At 45.1% G+C, this 17,106-nt stretch carries 16 protein-coding genes and 1 tRNA gene; 9 read left to right on the top strand and 8 right to left on the bottom strand.

The genetic code is table 11. The features are described 5' to 3' along the window. Nucleotide 1: 1 nt before the first annotated feature. From ispD to folB, 5 genes are all read right to left on the bottom strand, one after another. Entirely contained in the window at nucleotides 2–709 is a 708-nt protein-coding gene (gene ispD / locus IRQ95_RS14335) for a 2-C-methyl-D-erythritol 4-phosphate cytidylyltransferase (protein WP_194437566.1), read from the bottom strand. Continuing rightward, entirely contained in the window at nucleotides 709–990 is a 282-nt protein-coding gene (gene ftsB / locus IRQ95_RS14330) for a cell division protein FtsB (protein ID WP_194437565.1), read from the bottom strand. Before ftsB ends, ispD begins: the two co-directional genes overlap by 1 nt. Nucleotides 991–1,098: 108 nt before the next feature. Continuing rightward, nucleotides 1,099–1,902, bottom strand: coding sequence for an undecaprenyl-diphosphate phosphatase (locus IRQ95_RS14325; protein WP_194437564.1), 804 nt, complete (start codon nucleotides 1,900–1,902; stop codon nucleotides 1,099–1,101). Nucleotides 1,903–1,924: 22 nt separating this feature from the next. Next, complete coding sequence (folK, locus tag IRQ95_RS14320) at nucleotides 1,925–2,407, bottom strand: 2-amino-4-hydroxy-6-hydroxymethyldihydropteridine diphosphokinase (RefSeq protein WP_194437563.1); 483 nt, start codon at nucleotides 2,405–2,407, stop codon at nucleotides 1,925–1,927. Further along, entirely contained in the window at nucleotides 2,404–2,757 is a 354-nt protein-coding gene (gene folB, locus IRQ95_RS14315; RefSeq protein ID WP_194437562.1) for a bifunctional dihydroneopterin aldolase/7,8-dihydroneopterin epimerase, read from the bottom strand. The genes folK and folB overlap by 4 nt, the downstream gene beginning before the upstream one ends. Nucleotides 2,758–2,977: 220 nt before the next feature. On the opposite strand from folB, the gene plsY reads away from it, so the two are divergent. Next, nucleotides 2,978–3,616, top strand: coding sequence for a glycerol-3-phosphate 1-O-acyltransferase PlsY (gene plsY / locus IRQ95_RS14310; RefSeq protein ID WP_194437561.1), 639 nt, complete (start codon nucleotides 2,978–2,980; stop codon nucleotides 3,614–3,616). A gap of 34 nt (nucleotides 3,617–3,650) precedes the next feature. Here the strand turns inward: plsY and IRQ95_RS14305 are convergent, their stop codons facing one another. Both IRQ95_RS14305 and tsaD read right to left on the bottom strand, forming a co-directional pair. Continuing rightward, entirely contained in the window at nucleotides 3,651–4,469 is an 819-nt protein-coding gene (locus tag IRQ95_RS14305; RefSeq protein ID WP_194437560.1) for an alpha/beta fold hydrolase, read from the bottom strand. Between the two features lie 119 nt (nucleotides 4,470–4,588). Continuing rightward, complete coding sequence (gene tsaD / locus IRQ95_RS14300; protein WP_194437559.1) at nucleotides 4,589–5,605, bottom strand: tRNA (adenosine(37)-N6)-threonylcarbamoyltransferase complex transferase subunit TsaD; 1,017 nt, start codon at nucleotides 5,603–5,605, stop codon at nucleotides 4,589–4,591. 463 nt (nucleotides 5,606–6,068) lie between these two features. Here tsaD and rpsU point away from each other — a divergent pair, with 463 nt between their 5' ends. From rpsU to IRQ95_RS14275, 5 genes are all read left to right on the top strand, one after another. Beyond that, entirely contained in the window at nucleotides 6,069–6,284 is a 216-nt protein-coding gene (gene rpsU / locus IRQ95_RS14295; RefSeq protein WP_001145625.1) for a 30S ribosomal protein S21, read from the top strand. 26 nt (nucleotides 6,285–6,310) lie between these two features. Continuing rightward, nucleotides 6,311–6,754: a GatB/YqeY domain-containing protein gene (locus tag IRQ95_RS14290; protein ID WP_194437558.1), complete on the top strand. Its 444-nt coding sequence runs from the start codon at nucleotides 6,311–6,313 to the stop codon at nucleotides 6,752–6,754. Between the two features lie 118 nt (nucleotides 6,755–6,872). Further along, nucleotides 6,873–8,636: a DNA primase gene (gene dnaG, locus IRQ95_RS14285; RefSeq protein ID WP_194437557.1), complete on the top strand. Its 1,764-nt coding sequence runs from the start codon at nucleotides 6,873–6,875 to the stop codon at nucleotides 8,634–8,636. A 98-nt stretch (nucleotides 8,637–8,734) separates the two neighbouring features. Continuing rightward, a complete protein-coding gene (gene rpoD, locus IRQ95_RS14280; RefSeq protein WP_194437556.1) occupies nucleotides 8,735–10,600 on the top strand; it encodes an RNA polymerase sigma factor RpoD in 1,866 nt (621 codons plus the stop codon). A 142-nt stretch (nucleotides 10,601–10,742) separates the two neighbouring features. Further along, a tRNA-Ile gene (locus IRQ95_RS14275) sits at nucleotides 10,743–10,818 on the top strand. Between the two features lie 130 nt (nucleotides 10,819–10,948). Here the strand turns inward: IRQ95_RS14275 and IRQ95_RS14270 are convergent. Next, nucleotides 10,949–12,325, bottom strand: coding sequence for an NCS2 family permease (locus IRQ95_RS14270; RefSeq protein ID WP_194437555.1), 1,377 nt, complete (start codon nucleotides 12,323–12,325; stop codon nucleotides 10,949–10,951). A 391-nt stretch (nucleotides 12,326–12,716) separates the two neighbouring features. On the opposite strand from IRQ95_RS14270, the gene IRQ95_RS14265 reads away from it, so the two are divergent. The 3 genes from IRQ95_RS14265 (at nucleotide 12,717) to IRQ95_RS14255 (ending at nucleotide 17,044) form a co-directional block, all read left to right on the top strand. Next, nucleotides 12,717–13,160: an exoribonuclease R gene (locus tag IRQ95_RS14265; RefSeq protein ID WP_194437554.1), complete on the top strand. Its 444-nt coding sequence runs from the start codon at nucleotides 12,717–12,719 to the stop codon at nucleotides 13,158–13,160. A gap of 283 nt (nucleotides 13,161–13,443) precedes the next feature. After that, nucleotides 13,444–14,553, top strand: coding sequence for a TRAP transporter substrate-binding protein (locus IRQ95_RS14260; protein ID WP_431358056.1), 1,110 nt, complete (start codon nucleotides 13,444–13,446; stop codon nucleotides 14,551–14,553). Nucleotides 14,554–15,091: 538 nt separating this feature from the next. Continuing rightward, the gene (locus tag IRQ95_RS14255; RefSeq protein WP_194437552.1) at nucleotides 15,092–17,044 is read left to right on the top strand and encodes a PTS mannitol transporter subunit IICBA; all 1,953 of its coding nucleotides are present in this window, start codon (nucleotides 15,092–15,094) and stop codon (nucleotides 17,042–17,044) included. Nucleotides 17,045–17,106: the final 62 nt, after the last annotated feature.

Below are 17,106 nucleotides of genomic sequence, written 5' to 3'. Positions count from 1 at the left end.
GTTATCCTTTATTTCGCTCAAGATAGAACTCGGCTAACGCTAAATCTTCCGGTTGAGTGATCTTAATATTATCAGCAGAACCTTGCACCAGTGCAGGCTGTAATCCTGCCCATTCTAGCGCTGATGCTTCATCTGTAATGATAGCACCCGCCGCCAAAGCAGCAGATAAACTATGCGTAAGCTGAGTTGTTCTAAACATTTGTGGGGTTAACGCATGCCACAGCGCTTCACGCTCAACAGTGTGATCAATATTTTGTCCACTATTAGCGCGTTTCATCGTATCACGCACAGGCGAGGCCAAAATGCCGCCTACCGCATGCGCTTGCGATACTTCTATCAGTGTATTTAAATCTGCCTCACGCACACATGGTCGCGCCGCATCATGTACCATCACCCATTCACTGAGTTGCTGCTGCTCAACATACTGCAATCCAGATAACACAGAGTCCGCACGTTCGCTGCCGCCATCAACACGCACCACATCAGGATGAGTCGCAATTGATAGCTCAGGAAAATAAGGGTCACCTTGAGTGATCGCTACTACCACTTTACTCACTTTGGGGTGAGCAAGCAGTTTAAACACGGTGTGTTCCAAAACGGTTAACTGACCAATGGTCAGGTACTGTTTAGGCTTGTTGGCTTTCATACGACTGCCAACACCAGCCGCAGGGACAATCGCGACAATAGATGGAGAGTTCATAGTTGTCATTATTCGTGCTCTTCTCCGATCATGCGATAAAAGGTTTCTCCCTCTTTCACCATGCCAAGTTCATGTCGTGCACGCTCTTCAATCGCATCTAATCCTTGGCGCAAGTCATCAATCTCGGCAAACATTTCGTTATTGCGCAGGGTTAGGTTGGTATTCACTTGGTTTTGCACCTCAATCTCAGAGCTGACGGTTTGATAATCAGCCATACCATTTTTGCCCGCCCACCAGGTGTACTGGAGCCAGCCTAAAAGTAACAATAAGAACAGTGCAAAAACTCGCATAAAATTTTGTTAGGAAAGAAAAAAGAAAGACCACATATATACCACAATGTCGCGAGAGGCGCGAGATTGGGTTATATGGTCTTGCAGTTAGAGTTTGTTTAAGGCGAATTAATTAAGTGCTAGTAGAGCAAATAAACCAAAGCCTAAAATCAATCGATAAATAACGAATGGCGTCATACCCATACGCGAAATCAGCTTCAAGAAGAAATGAATACAGATATAGGCACTAATAAATGACGTAACGATGCCTGTTGCCAAAACAGTAAGATCAACCGGTTCGCCACTCACCACCAATTGCAACGTTAAATAGCCACCTGCAAGCAAAATGATCGGAATTGACATCAAAAATGAAAAACGAGCAGCCGCTTCACGAGTAAAGCCCAGATAAAGTGCAGCCGTGATCGTCGCACCGGAGCGTGAAGTTCCAGGGATCATCGCTAGAGCCTGAGCTATACCGATAAATAGCGCTTTCTTACCCGTCGTTTGATATTCATCGTCAGACAGAGCGGAGTTTTTATCTACATACCAAAGTAAAAGGCCAAAAATGATCGTTGTGGTCGCGATGATCCAAGCACTACGTAAATAGATCTCAATGATATCTTTCATCAACAAACCAAAAATACAGGCGGGGATCGTCGCCAATAGGATCATCCACGCCAGTTTTGCTTCCTTACTTCTATCACCTTTAAAAATGGAGGCAAAAAAAGCACTGAGAAGACTCACCACTTCACTTCGAAAATAGATCATCACAGCAGCTAGAGTGCCAACATGTACTGCAACATCAAATGCTAAACCTTGATCTGCCCAACCAAACACTGCCGATGGCAGAATTAAATGCGCCGAACTTGATATCGGTAAAAATTCAGTCAAACCCTGAATTAATGCCAATACAAACGCTTCAAAATAACCCATGTATACTCACCAAAAGAAAAAACTAGAACCAACGAAGCACCTTACTTAACACTTCGGGATGATTTGCTTGCTGGAAAATTTGTGCAATTGTTCGTCCGTCATTAGGGACAACCAAATTCGGACATAGTTCACTAAGTGGTTGAATAACAAACCCATACTGATAGATATCATCACGCGGAATTTTAGGCTCTGCTGACGAAATTTCGTCGCCAAACAGGATAATATCAAGATCTAAAGTACGTGGTTCGAACTTCGCGGCATCTTCCTTGCGGCCCCATTTAAGTTCGATTTTACGAAGGGCGCGTGAAAAATCCGTCAACTTCATGCTTGTTTTCATTTCTACGACAAGATTGTAAAAAGCCTCGCCGTTAAAGCCAACCGCATCGCATTCATAAATACTTGAAAGTCGTAAATTTTCTCCAATCTGAGACAACTCAACAATCGCTGCCTCAATATGTTTTCTGCGTTCCAAATTTGAGCCAACGCCAATATAGGCAGTGATCATACACTTCCTCGCTCGATCACAACCCCCACGCCTTTAGCTTGTGGTACAGCACCTGGTTTAGTTAGTCGGATTTTTATCCAAGGCACATTAAAACGTGACATGATTAACTCGGCGACCTCTTCCGCAACTCGCTCAACCAAAAGGAATCGACCGTTCACAATATGATTAATAACCGCTTCACTCACTTGTGCGTAATCCAGTGCATCTTGTACGTCATCACTCTTACCCGCCGGACGGTTATCGTGCGCCATTTCGATATCAAGCACGAGCTTTTGCTTGATTTCCTGTTCCCAGTCATACACACCGATCGTCGTAATAACTTCTAGTTGTTCGATAAATACTTTGTCCATACTTACTGCTTCCTGTACAGGTCGGATACCCAATCAAGAGAAAAAATCGTACTATTTGCTATCAAATGTTTGTCGCGAGTAGTTTGCTCACGACAAGCGCGATATGATATACCCAAGTAACCTAGATATGCGAGTAACATGCCGATGAATCCTGCATTGAGATCTCATTAGCCTCTATCAAGGGTTGCATCCAAATATCTGATTTATCGAGTTGAGCCTTATGACCCCTTTAGCACTTGCCATGATCATCTCAGCCTACTTGTTAGGTTCGATCTCAAGTGCGGTTTTGATCTGCCGAGTTCTGAGACTGCCAGATCCGCGAAAAGTGGGCTCTAACAACCCTGGCGCGACAAACGTTTTACGTATTGGCGGACGAAAAGCAGCGCTTTCTGTTCTGGTCTGCGACATGCTAAAAGGTACCATTCCTGTCTGGGGCGGCTATTTCCTTAATATAGAACCTATCATGCTTGGTTTGGTTGCTATTGCTGCTTGCCTAGGTCACATGTACCCGCTATTTTTCCATTTTAAAGGTGGAAAAGGGGTGGCCACTGCGCTTGGTGCAATCGCTCCTATCGGCTTAGATCTTACTGCGATGGTCATCGCAACTTGGTTGGTGATTGCACTAACCTTCCGCTACTCTTCACTCGCCGCTTTAGTTACCGTGCTACTGGCTCCTATGTATACATGGATGATCAAACCGCAATATACATTGCCCGTTGCCATGTTGTGTTGTTTGATTGTCTTTAAACATCACCAAAACATTCGTCGTCTCTACGATGGAACAGAACCGAAACTTGGTGAGAAGAAGATCAGTAATAGCAAGCAAGATGATGAACAAATAAAACAGGCCTCAGAATGAGGCCTGTTTTATTGTTTGGTATAACAGAAACAAATCACTTAGCATGAACTCGAGATAGAAAGCTTTCTAGCATCTGGTTAACAATTTCTGGTTGTTCAAGATTAGAAATATGCCCCGCATTAGGAATTTGCACTAACTCAGAGCAATCAATGCAATCGAGCATCAAATAGGACTCAAGAACAGGCCTTGGCTTGTCTTCTTGCCCTACCGCAATCAGAGTCGGTAAAGCAAAGTTCTCAACCTCTTCAATTTGATCGCGTCGACCAAAGACCATACGACCAATTCGAGCAATCTCTCGAGCTTGATCTCCCTTTAATGCAGCAAGGCTAGCAGTAAATTCGGCTACCAAGTGTGGATTATCTTGAGTGACGTTATGAGCAAAAAATAGCGGCACGACTGCATCGATAATCGCTTGAGGTACTGCTTGCTCTTTATCAATCGTACTCAACATAGCGAAGTATTTTTTGTGGGTAACTTCTGGCTCTAAGCCTACAAACGTATCCATCAACACTAAAGCTTTCACTCTTGTCGGGGCGAGCGTAACTAATTCAGTCCCCCACATACCGCCAACAGATAGGCCGACCATAGTACATTGTTGAATTTCAAGGTGGTCAAGTAAACCAAGGATATGTTGAGCGTAATCTTGCAATGAACGAGTTGCTTGTGGTGCAAAATCTGACTCACCGTGCGCCCAAAATTCAGGCACGATGCAGCGATACGATTGGCTAAGATGCGCCACTTGCGGCGCCCACATCTTACTGTCCCACAAGTAACTGTGACCAAACAGTAGAACTGGACCTTGACCCACGTCGAGGTACGCCATTTGTTTGCCGTCAATCGTAAATTTATTCATAACTCTATCCATTGATTATTATTGTCAGTTCAAAGATAAAAAAGGTCGCAAATAAGGCGACCTTTTTTATTTAATCATTGGGATCTTTACTTAAAGATCCACGAGCAAAGCCAAATGACTTAAGCGATCGGATCCAATTGATCAATTGGCCAGCGAGGTTTCGCGGTCACAGAAAGATCCGCTACTTCACCATTCTTCAGACGTTGCATGCCCGCGTATGCGATCATTGCGCCGTTGTCAGTACAAAACTCAGTGCGAGGATAATACACTTCACCACCAACCTTCTGTGCTAACTTGCCTAACTCAGCACGTAAACGCTTATTCGCACTTACACCGCCCGCAATTACAATGCGTTTAAAGCCTGTTTGATCCAATGCGCGCTTACATTTTATCACCAAGGTGCCACATACCGCTTCTTCAAACGCCAAAGCGATATCCGCGCGAGTTTGCTCGTCATCACCATTGGCTGCGATGGTATTTGCAGTAAAGGTTTTAAGACCAGAAAAACTCATATCCAAACCTGGCACGTTCGTCATTGGGCGTGGGAATTTGAAACGACCAGGCGTGCCTTTTTCTGCCAATTTAGATAGCAGCGGACCACCTGGGTAATCTAAGCCCATTAACTTGGCGGTTTTATCAAAGGCTTCGCCTGCCGCGTCGTCAATGGATTCACCAAGGATCTTGTATTCACCAATACCCTTAACTTCAACCATCATCGAGTGACCACCGGATACCAATACCGCAACAAATGGGAATGGGGGTGGGTTATCTTCTAGCATTGGGGCGAGCAAGTGGCCTTCCATATGGTGAACAGGCACGGCTGGTACCCCCCAAGCGTAAGCAAGGCTGCGACCGATCGTTGCACCAACCAATAGCGCCCCAACAAGACCAGGACCTGCAGTATAGGCAATACCATCAATGTCTTTTGGCTCTAAGTTTGCTTCTGCCAAGGCCGCTTTGATCAATGGGATCGTTTTCTTCACATGATCACGTGATGCAAGTTCTGGCACAACACCGCCGTAATCGGCATGCAGTTTGATCTGGCTATAAAGCTGGTGAGAAAGTAAGCCTTTCTCGTCATCATAGATGGCAATACCTGTTTCGTCACAGGAAGTTTCGATACCAATAATACGCATGGTCTACTCGGGATGTTTCTTGATTAATTGCAAATTGGGGGCAATCTTAACTCGCCTTCGTCTTGCAAACAAATTTTGTACAAATGGGATTGTTACTTTTATTGTCTATGCTTTGACCAACTCAACACCGCGGAAAAACCAATTTCCACCGCTCAATACCGTGTCCACCTCGCGTAAGCGAGACTCGATTTCCTCGCGTGCTCTGCGGTTGAATAACTGCACTAACACGCTGATTTAAAAATAATAAGCACCGATACACCCTAAAGCCTTTGTAGATAAAGCTTATTACCTCAACCTACCCCTAAGCAATACATGGGTATATACTCGACAAAGTGCTTTACAAAGCCATAGTGATCGGATTAAAATTCCGCACCATTTTTGATCAAGCTGGTTATAGACCGAACAGAGTCGTTCGGACTGCCAATGCCAGCGTTAACGAATTAACCCCTGAGGTGAAAGGCATATGCCAGTAGTTAAAGTACGTGAAAACGAACCGTTCGACGTTGCACTACGTCGTTTCAAGCGCTCATGCGAAAAAGCAGGTATCCTTTCTGAAGTGCGTCGTCGTGAGCACTACGAAAAACCAACTACAGTTCGCAAACGCGCTAAAGCAGCTGCTCAAAAGCGTCACGCTAAGAAGCTAGCTCGCGAAAACGCTCGTCGCGTTCGCCTGTACTAATAACTAAGTCCTAAAGGATTATAGTTATGGCTCTAATTGATAAACTCAAAGACGAGCAAAAATTAGCGATGAAAGCCAAGGACAAATTGCGCCTTGGTACTATTCGTTTAGCTTTGTCAGCCATTAAGCAACGTGAAGTCGATGAACAGATCACTCTGAACGACGACGACATTATTGCTGTGCTGACCAAAATGGTTAAACAACGTCGCGACTCTGTCGCTCAATACGAATCAGCGGGTCGTCAAGACTTAGCCGATGTGGAAAGCGCTGAAATTACTGTACTTGAGGATTTTATGCCTCAACCGCTATCTGATGACGAAGTGGCTCAGCTTATTGAAGCTGCAGTTGCGGAATCTGGAGCTGCGGGCATGCAAGACATGGGTAAAGTAATGGGTGTTCTTAAACCACAAATTCAAGGGCGCGCAGATATGGGTAAAGTAAGTGGTTTAGTTCGCGCTAAACTGGCTTAATAACCCAACCATATTGCAGCAAGCCGTGCTCTCCATTGGATCGCACGGCTTGTTTGTATCTGGATAACAGAATATCTATGATAGTTATCCAACTCACCACTCTTTTTTGTTAGGTTTTATGGCTGGACACATCCCCCGCAGTTTTATTGATGACCTCCTAGCTCGACTTGATATTGTCGATATCATCGACGCACGGGTGAAACTTAAGAAAAAAGGTAAGAACTACGGTGCTTGCTGCCCTTTCCACAATGAAAAGACCCCGTCCTTTAGCGTAAGCCAAGAAAAGCAGTTTTATCACTGTTTTGGTTGTGGTGCCCACGGTAATGCCATTGATTTTATGATGGAGTACGAACGCTTAGAGTTCGTTGAAGCTATCGAAGAATTGGCCTCTTTCCTCGGACTCGACGTTCCTCGAGAGCAACGCCAAGGCGGCAACGTCCGTAAAGATCAACCACAAGCCAGCAGCGATCAAAAGCGCAGTTTGTATGATCTTATGGGCAGTATCGGTCAGTTCTACCGTGACCAACTTAAGCAGCCAAGCAGTAAGATCGCGATCCAATATCTGAAAGATCGAGGCTTATCCGGCGAGATCGTGCAAAAGTTCGGTATTGGTTATGTTGCCGATGAATGGGATCTGGTACGTAAAAACTTTGGTCAACAAAACACCACCCAAGAAATGCTGGTGACAGGCGGGATGTTGATCGAAAACGACAAAGGCAACCGCTATGACCGCTTCCGTGGTCGTGTGATGTTCCCTATCCGAGATCGTCGTGGTCGCGTGATTGGCTTTGGTGGTCGAGTCATTGGTGACGGGACGCCAAAATACCTTAACTCACCAGAAACACCGATCTTCCATAAAGGCAAAGAACTGTACGGTCTTTATGAAGTTTTACAAGCATACCGTGAACCACCTCGAATCCTCGTCGTAGAAGGCTATATGGACGTGGTGGCTTTGGCGCAATATGGCGTCGATTACTCTGTTGCATCATTGGGTACATCCACCACCGGCGATCATCTACAAGTCTTATTTAGACAAACCAGTACTGTGGTTTGTTGCTACGATGGTGACCGAGCGGGTCGAGACGCAGCGTGGCGCGCAATGGAAAACGCGTTGCCCTTCTTAACCGATGGTCGTCAGCTAAAGTTCATGTTCTTGCCTGACGGTGAAGATCCAGACTCATATATTCGCCAACATGGTAAAGAAGCATTTGAACAACAGATTGAAACATCTATGTCTCTGTCTGACTTTATGTTCAGCTCGTTAATGAAGCAAGTCGACATCTCAAACCGTGAAGGGATGGCAAAACTAACCAGCCTCGCGGTACCGCTGATCGATAAGGTTCCGGGTGGAACACTGCGTCTCTACTTAAGAGATCTACTGGGTAAGCGCCTAGGCCTGATGGATGAGCGGCAGTTACAACAATTAATTAGCAAAGAAGGACAAAAAGAAGTCCGCGTGCTGCCGCATAAAGAGATTAAACGAACGCCAATGCGTGAGGTAATCGCTTTGCTAATCCAAAATCCGAGCTATGCTGAAATGGTACCGGATTTAAGTAGTGTGAAGAGCCTAACAGTTCCGGGGCTAAGTTTATTGCTTGAAGTGCTTGAATATTGTCAAGCTCACCCCAATATCACTACAGGTCAATTGCTAGAACAATGGCGAAATAGTAGCCACTCAGCACTTATGTTGCGTCTTGCGGGATGGGAAATTCCCCTCGATGACGACAACGAAATGGATATATTCTTAGACTCATTGGACAAAATTCTGTCCCAGTGCGTCGAAAAACAAATTGAAAACCTGCAGGCCAAAGAAAGAAGCGTCGGTTTATCAGCCGAGGAAAAAAGGGAGCTGCTAGCCCTAATGCTAGATTTGAAAGCGTAACCCTGTTTGTATAGGCAGCAATCAATTAATTTGTTAACATGTATGGTTTGCATCTCGCATACTAATTCCTTCACCAAATACTAAGTTGGATACCGTCTATGGATCAAAATCCGCAGTCACAGCTGAAACAACTTGTCATTAAAGGCAAGGAACAAGGCTATCTGACCTACGCAGAAGTTAACGACCACCTGCCAGCAGAAATCGTAGATTCTGAGCAGGTTGAAGACATCATTCAAATGATTAATGACATGGGTATCCGAGTGGTGGAAACTGCTCCGGACGCTGATGATCTAGCGCTTAATGATGATGACACAATTACCGATGAAGACGCAGCAGAAGCTGCGGCGGCAGCGCTTTCAAGCGTAGAAAGCGAAATCGGTCGAACCACTGACCCAGTGCGTATGTACATGCGCGAGATGGGTACGGTTGAACTACTGACTCGCGAAGGCGAAATCGACATCGCGAAGCGTATCGAAGATGGTATCAACCAAGTTCAAAATGCCGTTGCGGAATACCCAGGCACTATTCCATACATCCTAGAACAGTTTGATAAGATTCAAGCGGAAGAGCTTCGCTTAACCGACCTTATCACTGGTTTTGTTGACCCAGATGCGGAAGAAACAGCTGCACCTACGGCAACTCACATCGGTTCAGAGTTACAAGAGTCAGATCTTGAAGATGAAGACGATGATCTAGATGAAGAGGAAGAAGAAGGCGATGACGATTCTGAATCTGACAGCGAAGAAGATACCGGTATCGACCCTGAAGTTGCTTTGGAGAAATTCACTGCACTTCGTAATACATTCCAGAACTACCAACTAGCGGTTAACGAACACGGCCAAGAAAGTCCGAAGGCGCAAATCGCTCATGAGCTAGTTCTAGACGTATTTAAAGAATTCCGTCTAACACCAAAACAGTTTGACTACCTAGTTGAAGAGCTACGCACTTCAATGGAACGTGTACGTACTCAAGAGCGCCTAATCATGAAGGCAACTGTTGAATACGGCAAAATGCCTAAGAAGTCATTTATCACTCTGTTTACTGGCAACGAATCAAGCGAAGCTTGGTTAGATGAAATCCTTGCATCAGACAAGCCATACGCTGACAAGATCAAGCTAAGTGAAGATGACATCCGTCGTTCAATCACTAAGCTTAAGATGATTGAAGAAGAGACCTCTCTAACTGTTCAAAGCATCAAAGAAATCAGTCGTCGTATGTCTATCGGTGAAGCAAAAGCTCGCCGTGCGAAGAAAGAGATGGTAGAGGCGAACTTACGTCTTGTAATCTCTATCGCGAAGAAATACACCAACCGTGGTCTACAGTTCTTGGATCTAATCCAAGAAGGTAACATCGGTCTAATGAAAGCCGTTGATAAGTTTGAATACCGTCGTGGTTACAAGTTCTCAACTTACGCGACTTGGTGGATTCGTCAGGCGATCACTCGTTCTATCGCAGACCAAGCACGTACTATCCGTATTCCGGTACACATGATCGAAACGATCAACAAGCTAAACCGTATCTCTCGTCAAATGCTACAAGAGATGGGTCGTGAGCCGCTACCGGAAGAATTGGCAGAGCGTATGCAAATGCCAGAAGATAAGATCCGCAAAGTACTGAAGATCGCTAAAGAGCCTATCTCTATGGAGACACCTATCGGTGACGACGAAGATTCGCATCTAGGCGACTTTATCGAGGATACCACTCTAGAGCTACCACTAGACTCAGCAACAGCAACAAGCCTGAAAGCTGCGACTAAAGATGTTCTAGCAGGTCTTACACCTCGTGAAGCGAAAGTACTACGCATGCGCTTTGGTATCGACATGAACACTGACCACACTCTAGAAGAGGTTGGTAAGCAGTTCGACGTTACTCGTGAACGTATCCGTCAAATCGAAGCAAAAGCACTGCGTAAACTGCGTCATCCAAGCCGCTCAGAAACTCTGCGCAGCTTCCTAGACGAGTAATTCGCGGTCAACTAAACAAAAAGGTGAGCAATAGCTCACCTTTTTTGTATTTGATTGGTTTAAGTGGATAAAAACTAAACGGAATTACCCTAGGTAGTGGCTAGACACTCTAAGCTGCTTCCCCTATAATCGTTGACCTATCGGCCCCTTAGCTCAGTGGTTAGAGCAGTCGACTCATAATCGATTGGTCCCCAGTTCAAGTCTGGGAGGGGCCACCAAGTTTCGAAAGACTCGTAGAGAAATCTACGGGTCTTTTTTCGTTTTATTGCCACAGCAATTTAAATGGCCACAAAAAAGGCCAACGCTAAAGCGCTGGCCTCAAAATCTTGCGACGGTTCAGATGAACAGTTAAATCGCCCAACCGCCTGCGTAGAAGCCGACCAATACAGCTGTCAGCAGCACGATACCAAAGCTTAGCTTCTTCCACTCACCCGCAACAACACGACCGCATACAAGGCACAAGAAGCCCAGCATAATACCGGTTACGATATTCGCAGTCAGCACGATAAATACTGCGCATAAAAGACCTGATAGCGCATCCACTGAATCAGCAAAGTCTAGCTTACTGACATTACTTAACATCAGCAAACCCACATACATCAAAGCAGGCGCAGTTGCGTAACTTGGTACTAAGTAACTGATTGGTGAAATAAACAATACAAGTAAGAACAGTAAACCGACCACAACCGCCGTTAAACCTGTTTTACCACCAGCGGCTGTTCCCGCTGCCGATTCAATGTAAACCGCTGCAGGTGAACCACCAAAGAAGCCTGAAGCAATACTTGCCACTGAATCTGAAGTGAGTGCTTTACCACCATCAATGATATTGCCATCTTTATCCAGTAGGTTGGCTTGCCCTGCTACTGCGCGAATCGTACCAGTTGCATCAAAGATTGCCGTCATCACTAACGCAAGTACACTTGGTAAAACCAGTGGGCTAAACGCGCCCATAATATCCATGGTACCAAACAAAGAGTTTTCGCCACCAAATGAAGGCATCGCGAATAAGCCTTGGTATTGCACATTAGGATCAAAGATCAAACCGAATACAGAGATCGCAACGATCACCAGTAAAATACCACCCGGTACGCGACGTTTCTCCAAACCAAAAATTGCAGCTAAGCCTAGCACTGACATAATCACCGGTAGCGAGGTGAAATCACCGAATTTGACGGGTAGACCGGCTGCAGCATTCTTCTCTACTAAGCCAACACCATTAGCGGCAATCAGCAGTAGAAATAGACCAATACCGATTCCCGTACCATGAGCGATACCAGTTGGCAGGTGGGTCAAAATCCACTGACGAAGACCAGTAACCGTAATTGCGGTAAACACCACACCCATCAAAAATACTGCACCAAGTGCGACAGGAATCGAGACACCTTGTCCCAATACCAAGCTAAATGCGGTAAATGCGGTTAGCGAGATAGCACAACCAATCGCCATTGGTAGATTTGCCCAAAAGCCCATCAGCAGCGAACCAAATGCCGCGACTAAACAGGTGGCAATAAAGACGGCACCCTGATCAAAACCAGCCGCTCCCAGCATGCTCGGTACAACAATCACCGAATAAACCATCGCTAGAAAAGTCGTTAAGCCAGCCAGCACTTCTTGGCGAACATTACTGCCACGAGCAGTAATAGAGAAATACGAATCTAATTTACCTGCGCCAGTCGTAGGTCGATTTTCAATTTGTTGAACATCGGATGGAGTCTTGTCAGACATGGGAGTTCCTATTTACGTTTTAGACCCAAATACCATCAGTGATATCAATTAAAAACAGCCAATAATTGATAATCGAATGGGAGGAAACAGGTCTGTAATGGCAATTTAACAAAGCTGCTAATTTTGGTTAAATAGCGGGAAAATTGCAGCCCAAACTATTTAAAGGCGACGAAATTACCTGTAAATGAGCACAATGACAAGTGATTTAAACCTTTGCCGCAAACGTTACCGTCAAATGATTCTTCACCATTGTATTAATGGTTTTACAATCGAAAATATTCCAACTTAAATTCAATCACTAAGCTAACTCCCTATAGTTATAGATGACAAAACTTAGCAAACTAAATTAAACCAGATACAATGCCACCTCACTGAACATGAGATAACTACGATGCAGCAAGACTACAGCTTTAACTACTTATCGAACACGCCACGCGAAGAGTTGGAAGAACTCAGCCAGCGTTTGATTCACCGTCTCGTACCTGAAGAGTACATGAGTGAACTGTTTACATTTGATGGCGAAGAAACTGAATCAGAAGATAAGCTGCAAGAGGCGCAGTTGGACGCCATGCTGCGTCTAAACGCGATTGCTTTGAGTCAACTGCCAGCTCTATTCGAACAGTCAGAAAACGCAGCACAAAATATTCTGCGTATGCAGCGTTTAGTGCTGTGGCATTTTTATGCGGTATCATTTCGTCTTGAGCGTGCGATTCCATTGGAAGTTCACTGTAATCATGTCGAAACGCTACTCAAACAAAGCCCAGAAAATACGCTAGAGTGGGTAACCACACTGACAGATTTACTGCGCCAATACGCACAAATCGCTCAAGCCTAATCACACCAAAAGCCCGCACCAACGCGGGTTTTTCTTTATCCCAACCATTATCTCTCTTCTAAGCATAATCATTGCGATATCAATCCCAGTCGTGATCCAAGTTTGATTAATAAAAAAGCGATGATGCGCTAACAAGATAGCTATCTTTGTGATCAACACTATTTCAGCTAGAGTGATACCCGATCACCTTCTATTAATAAGCCTAATCTCCACAGCTTATGCTTAACTATGAGCAATAGTTAACCACATGTTGGCTTGACGTATAGAACAAACCACTTTAATTCTGACACTGTTAAAGTGGTCAAAACAGGAAGTTATAATAATGAATAAATGGATTAAGAACGCACTAGCGAGCGTGGTTGCTGTCTCATTCAGCTTCGCCTCTAGCAGTGCCCTCGCCCAAGAGAAAGTTTACCGTCTAAAACTCGCTGAAACTTGGGGCCCAAACACCCCCATACTCGGTGACGCTTCAAAAAACATGGCGAAGCTAGCCGAAGAGATGTCTAACGGCCGACTGCAAATCCGCATCGATTCCGCCAATAAACACAAAGCACCGCTTGGTGTCTTCGATATGGTTAAATCGGGTCAATACGATCTGGGCCACTCTGCCTCTTACTATTGGAAAGGCAAAGTCCCGAACACCATGTACTTCTCAGCCATGCCTTTTGGCATGATGTCCACCGAACAGTATGCTTGGTTCTATCACGGTGGTGGAATGGAGCTGATGCAAGAGGTATACGCTCCGCATAACTTACTGTCCTTCCCAGGCGGTAACTCAGATATTCAAATGGGTGGCTGGTTTCAAAAAGAGATCAAGAGCATCGATGATCTAAAAGGTCTTAAGATCCGCATTCCTGGCTTTGCGGGCGAGGTCATGGCTCGTGTCGGCGCCAAGCCAACCAATATAGCTCCAGGTGAGCTCTATACTTCTTTAGAGCGTGGCACTATCGACGCGCTTGAATGGGTTGGTCCTGCTTTTGATTTACGAATGGGATTCCAAAAAGTCGCGCCCTACTACTATACTGCGTGGCATGAGCCGGGCTCAGAAACCCAATTCTTAGTCAATAAAAGGGTATGGGAGAAGCTCCCAAGTGACTTGCAAGTGATCCTGGAAACTGCTTTCCGCGTGGCTGCATTTGATATGTACACTCAAGCCATTGATGCCAATGCCAACAGTTGGGCTTCAATGAGTGAAGAGTACCCAGATATTAAGGTGATGGACTTGCCGCCTGAAGTCATCGAACGTCTGAACCAAGAAAAAGAAAACCTACTAAATGAATTTGCCGCCAAAGATCCTTTAGCAAAACGCATTATCGAATCTCAGCGTCAATACTTAAGCAAGGTTCGCCCATGGACAGACATTTCAACCAAGGCTTACCTAAATAGTAATTAAGCGCAGTCAATCAACCACTTCAGACCGCTAGTCTCTATATCCCATCAGGATATCAAATAGAGGCTAGCTACCTCTTTGGGGTTATCACAGCCCTACTCCAACCTCAAGTCTCAATCTGTCATTAAGTTTCAAAACAAATGCAAATGCGAGAAATATCACACTTAAACCTCTAACACCCCAAAACAAAAATCAAACAAAGATCACGTTTAGTGTTATTTGGATGATCAAATAAAGCAGTAAAGTGATACATATCACGCTTAACCTTAATGTTAAATATTTAATTTTGAGATGTTGAACATTTAATTATTGTTGACTTTTTGACCATGCGAATTTTGTCAAAAAATTACAGCGAAGAAGCTTGAAAGAGATCACGCAAAAATCATTTGATCGCGCAATTTTCTTGGAGATGATCACGAAAAACCCGTCGTCGGTTCTAAACTGAAATGGTGTGGTAAATTGATTGGGTACTAAGCAATCAGCGGCTTTTGGCGAGCCGTTACTCAAACAATTTCATCAGAACGTCGAACGGGGAATCCTTATGATATCACCAGACACTAAGATCAAGATACAAAATTTTGGTCGCTTCCTATCCAATATGGTTATGCCCAACATTGGCGCGTTCATCGCGTGGGGCTTTATTACTGCACTCTTTATCCCAACTGGCTGGCTACCAAATGAAACATTAGCCTCGATGGTTGGTCCAATGATCACTTACCTTCTACCGCTACTCATTGGCTATACGGGTGGTAAATTGGTGGGGGGCGATCGCGGTGCTGTCGTGGGTGCCATCACGACGATGGGCGTGATTGTCGGTACCGACATTCCAATGTTCATGGGAGCGATGATGGTCGGTCCTATGGGTGGTTGGGCAATCAAGAAATTCGACAACTATATCGATGGTAAAGTGAAAAGCGGCTTTGAGATGCTGGTTAACAACTTCTCAGCAGGCATCATCGGTATGATCTGTGCGATCCTCGCTTTCTACCTAATTGGTCCGTTTGTGAAGATCCTCTCTGGTAGTCTGGCTGCTGGCGTAAACTTCCTAGTATCGGCACACCTACTGCCACTGACTTCTATTTTTGTTGAACCAGCGAAAATCCTGTTCCTAAACAATGCGATTAACCACGGCATCTTCTCGCCACTGGGCATTCAGCAAGCATCAGAAACTGGTCAATCTATCTTCTTCTTAATTGAAGCAAACCCAGGTCCTGGTCTAGGCATCCTATTGGCTTACATGGTGTTCGGCAAAGGTACAGCTCGTCAAACTGCTGGTGGTGCTTCGATCATCCATTTCTTTGGTGGTATTCACGAAATCTACTTCCCATACATCTTAATGAATCCTCGCCTAATTCTGGCAGCGATTGCAGGTGGTATGACGGGTGTATTTGTTCTAACAGTGTTTAACGCAGGTATCGTTTCTCCAGCATCGCCGGGCTCAATCTTCGCGATTCTACTGATGACGCAAAAAGGCTCAATTGTGGGTGTACTTGCTTCAATTTTCTCTGCAACAGCCGTCTCTTTTGCGGTCGCTGCACTACTCATGAAAACTCAAACCACTACAGAAGAAGAGGGTGATGAGACAGCACTGGACAAAGCAACCAGCCAAATGCGTGAGATGAAATCAAGCGCAAAAGCGGGTCAAACTGTAGAGGCAAAGAGCAAAAACAATATCGACATGGCAACCGTACAAAGCATCATCGTCGCCTGTGATGCAGGCATGGGCTCAAGCGCAATGGGTGCCAGCATGTTGCGTAAAAAAGTCCAAGATGCGGGACTCACTATCCATGTCACTAACCTTGCCATCAACAATTTGCCAGAGAGCGTCGAAATCGTGATTACTCATAAAGACCTAACCGATCGTGCTCGTAAGCACGCACCGAATGCCATGCATATTTCGCTAACTAACTTCCTTGATAGCGAGATGTATAACCAGCTAGTGACTAAACTGCTAGCAGCGCAAAAACAAACCGCCGCGAATGATGACCAATTAGTAAAAGTGTCGGTGCTTGCCGCGAATGACGACAGCTTTGAGCCACAACAACCGTCTGTATTTCAGATTCAAGCAGAAAATATTCATCTAGGATTGCAAGCTGCCAACAAGCAAGAAGCGATTCGCTTTGCTGGCAACAAGCTTGTGGAACTTGGCTATGTCGAACCTGAATATGTCGATGCGATGTTCGAGCGTGAGAAGATGGTTTCAACCTATTTAGGTGAGTCGATTGCGGTACCACACGGCACGATTGAAGCAAAAGATAAAGTAAAGAAAACCGGCATTGTGATTTGCCAATACCCAGCAGGTATTCAATTTACCGATGACCAAGATGATGTCGCAAGGCTAGTCATTGGCATTGCAGCGAAAAACGATGAACACATTCAAGTAATTACCACCATTACTAACGCACTCGATGAGCCTGACGCCATCGATACGCTCACCAGTACCACCGATGTGAATGAGATTTTGAACATTCTGTCTGGTACTAAAGCTGCGTAAACCAGCAAACAGGCGCTCCTGAGCGTCCCGAGGTCAACTGTCACCCCCTATGCGGTTGACCT

This window comes from Vibrio fluminensis (genome assembly GCF_015278125.1).
Classification (GTDB): Bacteria; Pseudomonadota; Gammaproteobacteria; order Enterobacterales; family Vibrionaceae; genus Vibrio; species Vibrio fluminensis.
This window is presented reverse-complemented; position numbering and strand designations above follow the sequence as displayed.

What these genes read in the sequence shown, in the direction of transcription:
- IRQ95_RS14265 (WP_194437554.1), top strand. Translation starts at nt 12,717, where the DNA reads ATGCAGCAAGACTACAGCTTTAACTACTTATCGAACACGCCACGCGAA.
- IRQ95_RS14290 (WP_194437558.1), top strand. Translation starts at nt 6,311, where the DNA reads ATGGCTCTAATTGATAAACTCAAAGACGAGCAAAAATTAGCGATGAAA.
- IRQ95_RS14305 (WP_194437560.1), bottom strand. Translation starts at nt 4,469, where the DNA reads ATGAATAAATTTACGATTGACGGCAAACAAATGGCGTACCTCGACGTG.
- plsY (WP_194437561.1), top strand. Translation starts at nt 2,978, where the DNA reads ATGACCCCTTTAGCACTTGCCATGATCATCTCAGCCTACTTGTTAGGT.
- folB (WP_194437562.1), bottom strand. Translation starts at nt 2,757, where the DNA reads ATGGACAAAGTATTTATCGAACAACTAGAAGTTATTACGACGATCGGT.
- IRQ95_RS14270 (WP_194437555.1), bottom strand. Translation starts at nt 12,325, where the DNA reads ATGTCTGACAAGACTCCATCCGATGTTCAACAAATTGAAAATCGACCT.
- IRQ95_RS14255 (WP_194437552.1), top strand. Translation starts at nt 15,092, where the DNA reads ATGATATCACCAGACACTAAGATCAAGATACAAAATTTTGGTCGCTTC.
- dnaG (WP_194437557.1), top strand. Translation starts at nt 6,873, where the DNA reads ATGGCTGGACACATCCCCCGCAGTTTTATTGATGACCTCCTAGCTCGA.
- ftsB (WP_194437565.1), bottom strand. Translation starts at nt 990, where the DNA reads ATGCGAGTTTTTGCACTGTTCTTATTGTTACTTTTAGGCTGGCTCCAG.
- rpsU (WP_001145625.1), top strand. Translation starts at nt 6,069, where the DNA reads ATGCCAGTAGTTAAAGTACGTGAAAACGAACCGTTCGACGTTGCACTA.
- ispD (WP_194437566.1), bottom strand. Translation starts at nt 709, where the DNA reads ATGACAACTATGAACTCTCCATCTATTGTCGCGATTGTCCCTGCGGCT.
- tsaD (WP_194437559.1), bottom strand. Translation starts at nt 5,605, where the DNA reads ATGCGTATTATTGGTATCGAAACTTCCTGTGACGAAACAGGTATTGCC.
- folK (WP_194437563.1), bottom strand. Translation starts at nt 2,407, where the DNA reads ATGATCACTGCCTATATTGGCGTTGGCTCAAATTTGGAACGCAGAAAA.
- IRQ95_RS14325 (WP_194437564.1), bottom strand. Translation starts at nt 1,902, where the DNA reads ATGGGTTATTTTGAAGCGTTTGTATTGGCATTAATTCAGGGTTTGACT.
- rpoD (WP_194437556.1), top strand. Translation starts at nt 8,735, where the DNA reads ATGGATCAAAATCCGCAGTCACAGCTGAAACAACTTGTCATTAAAGGC.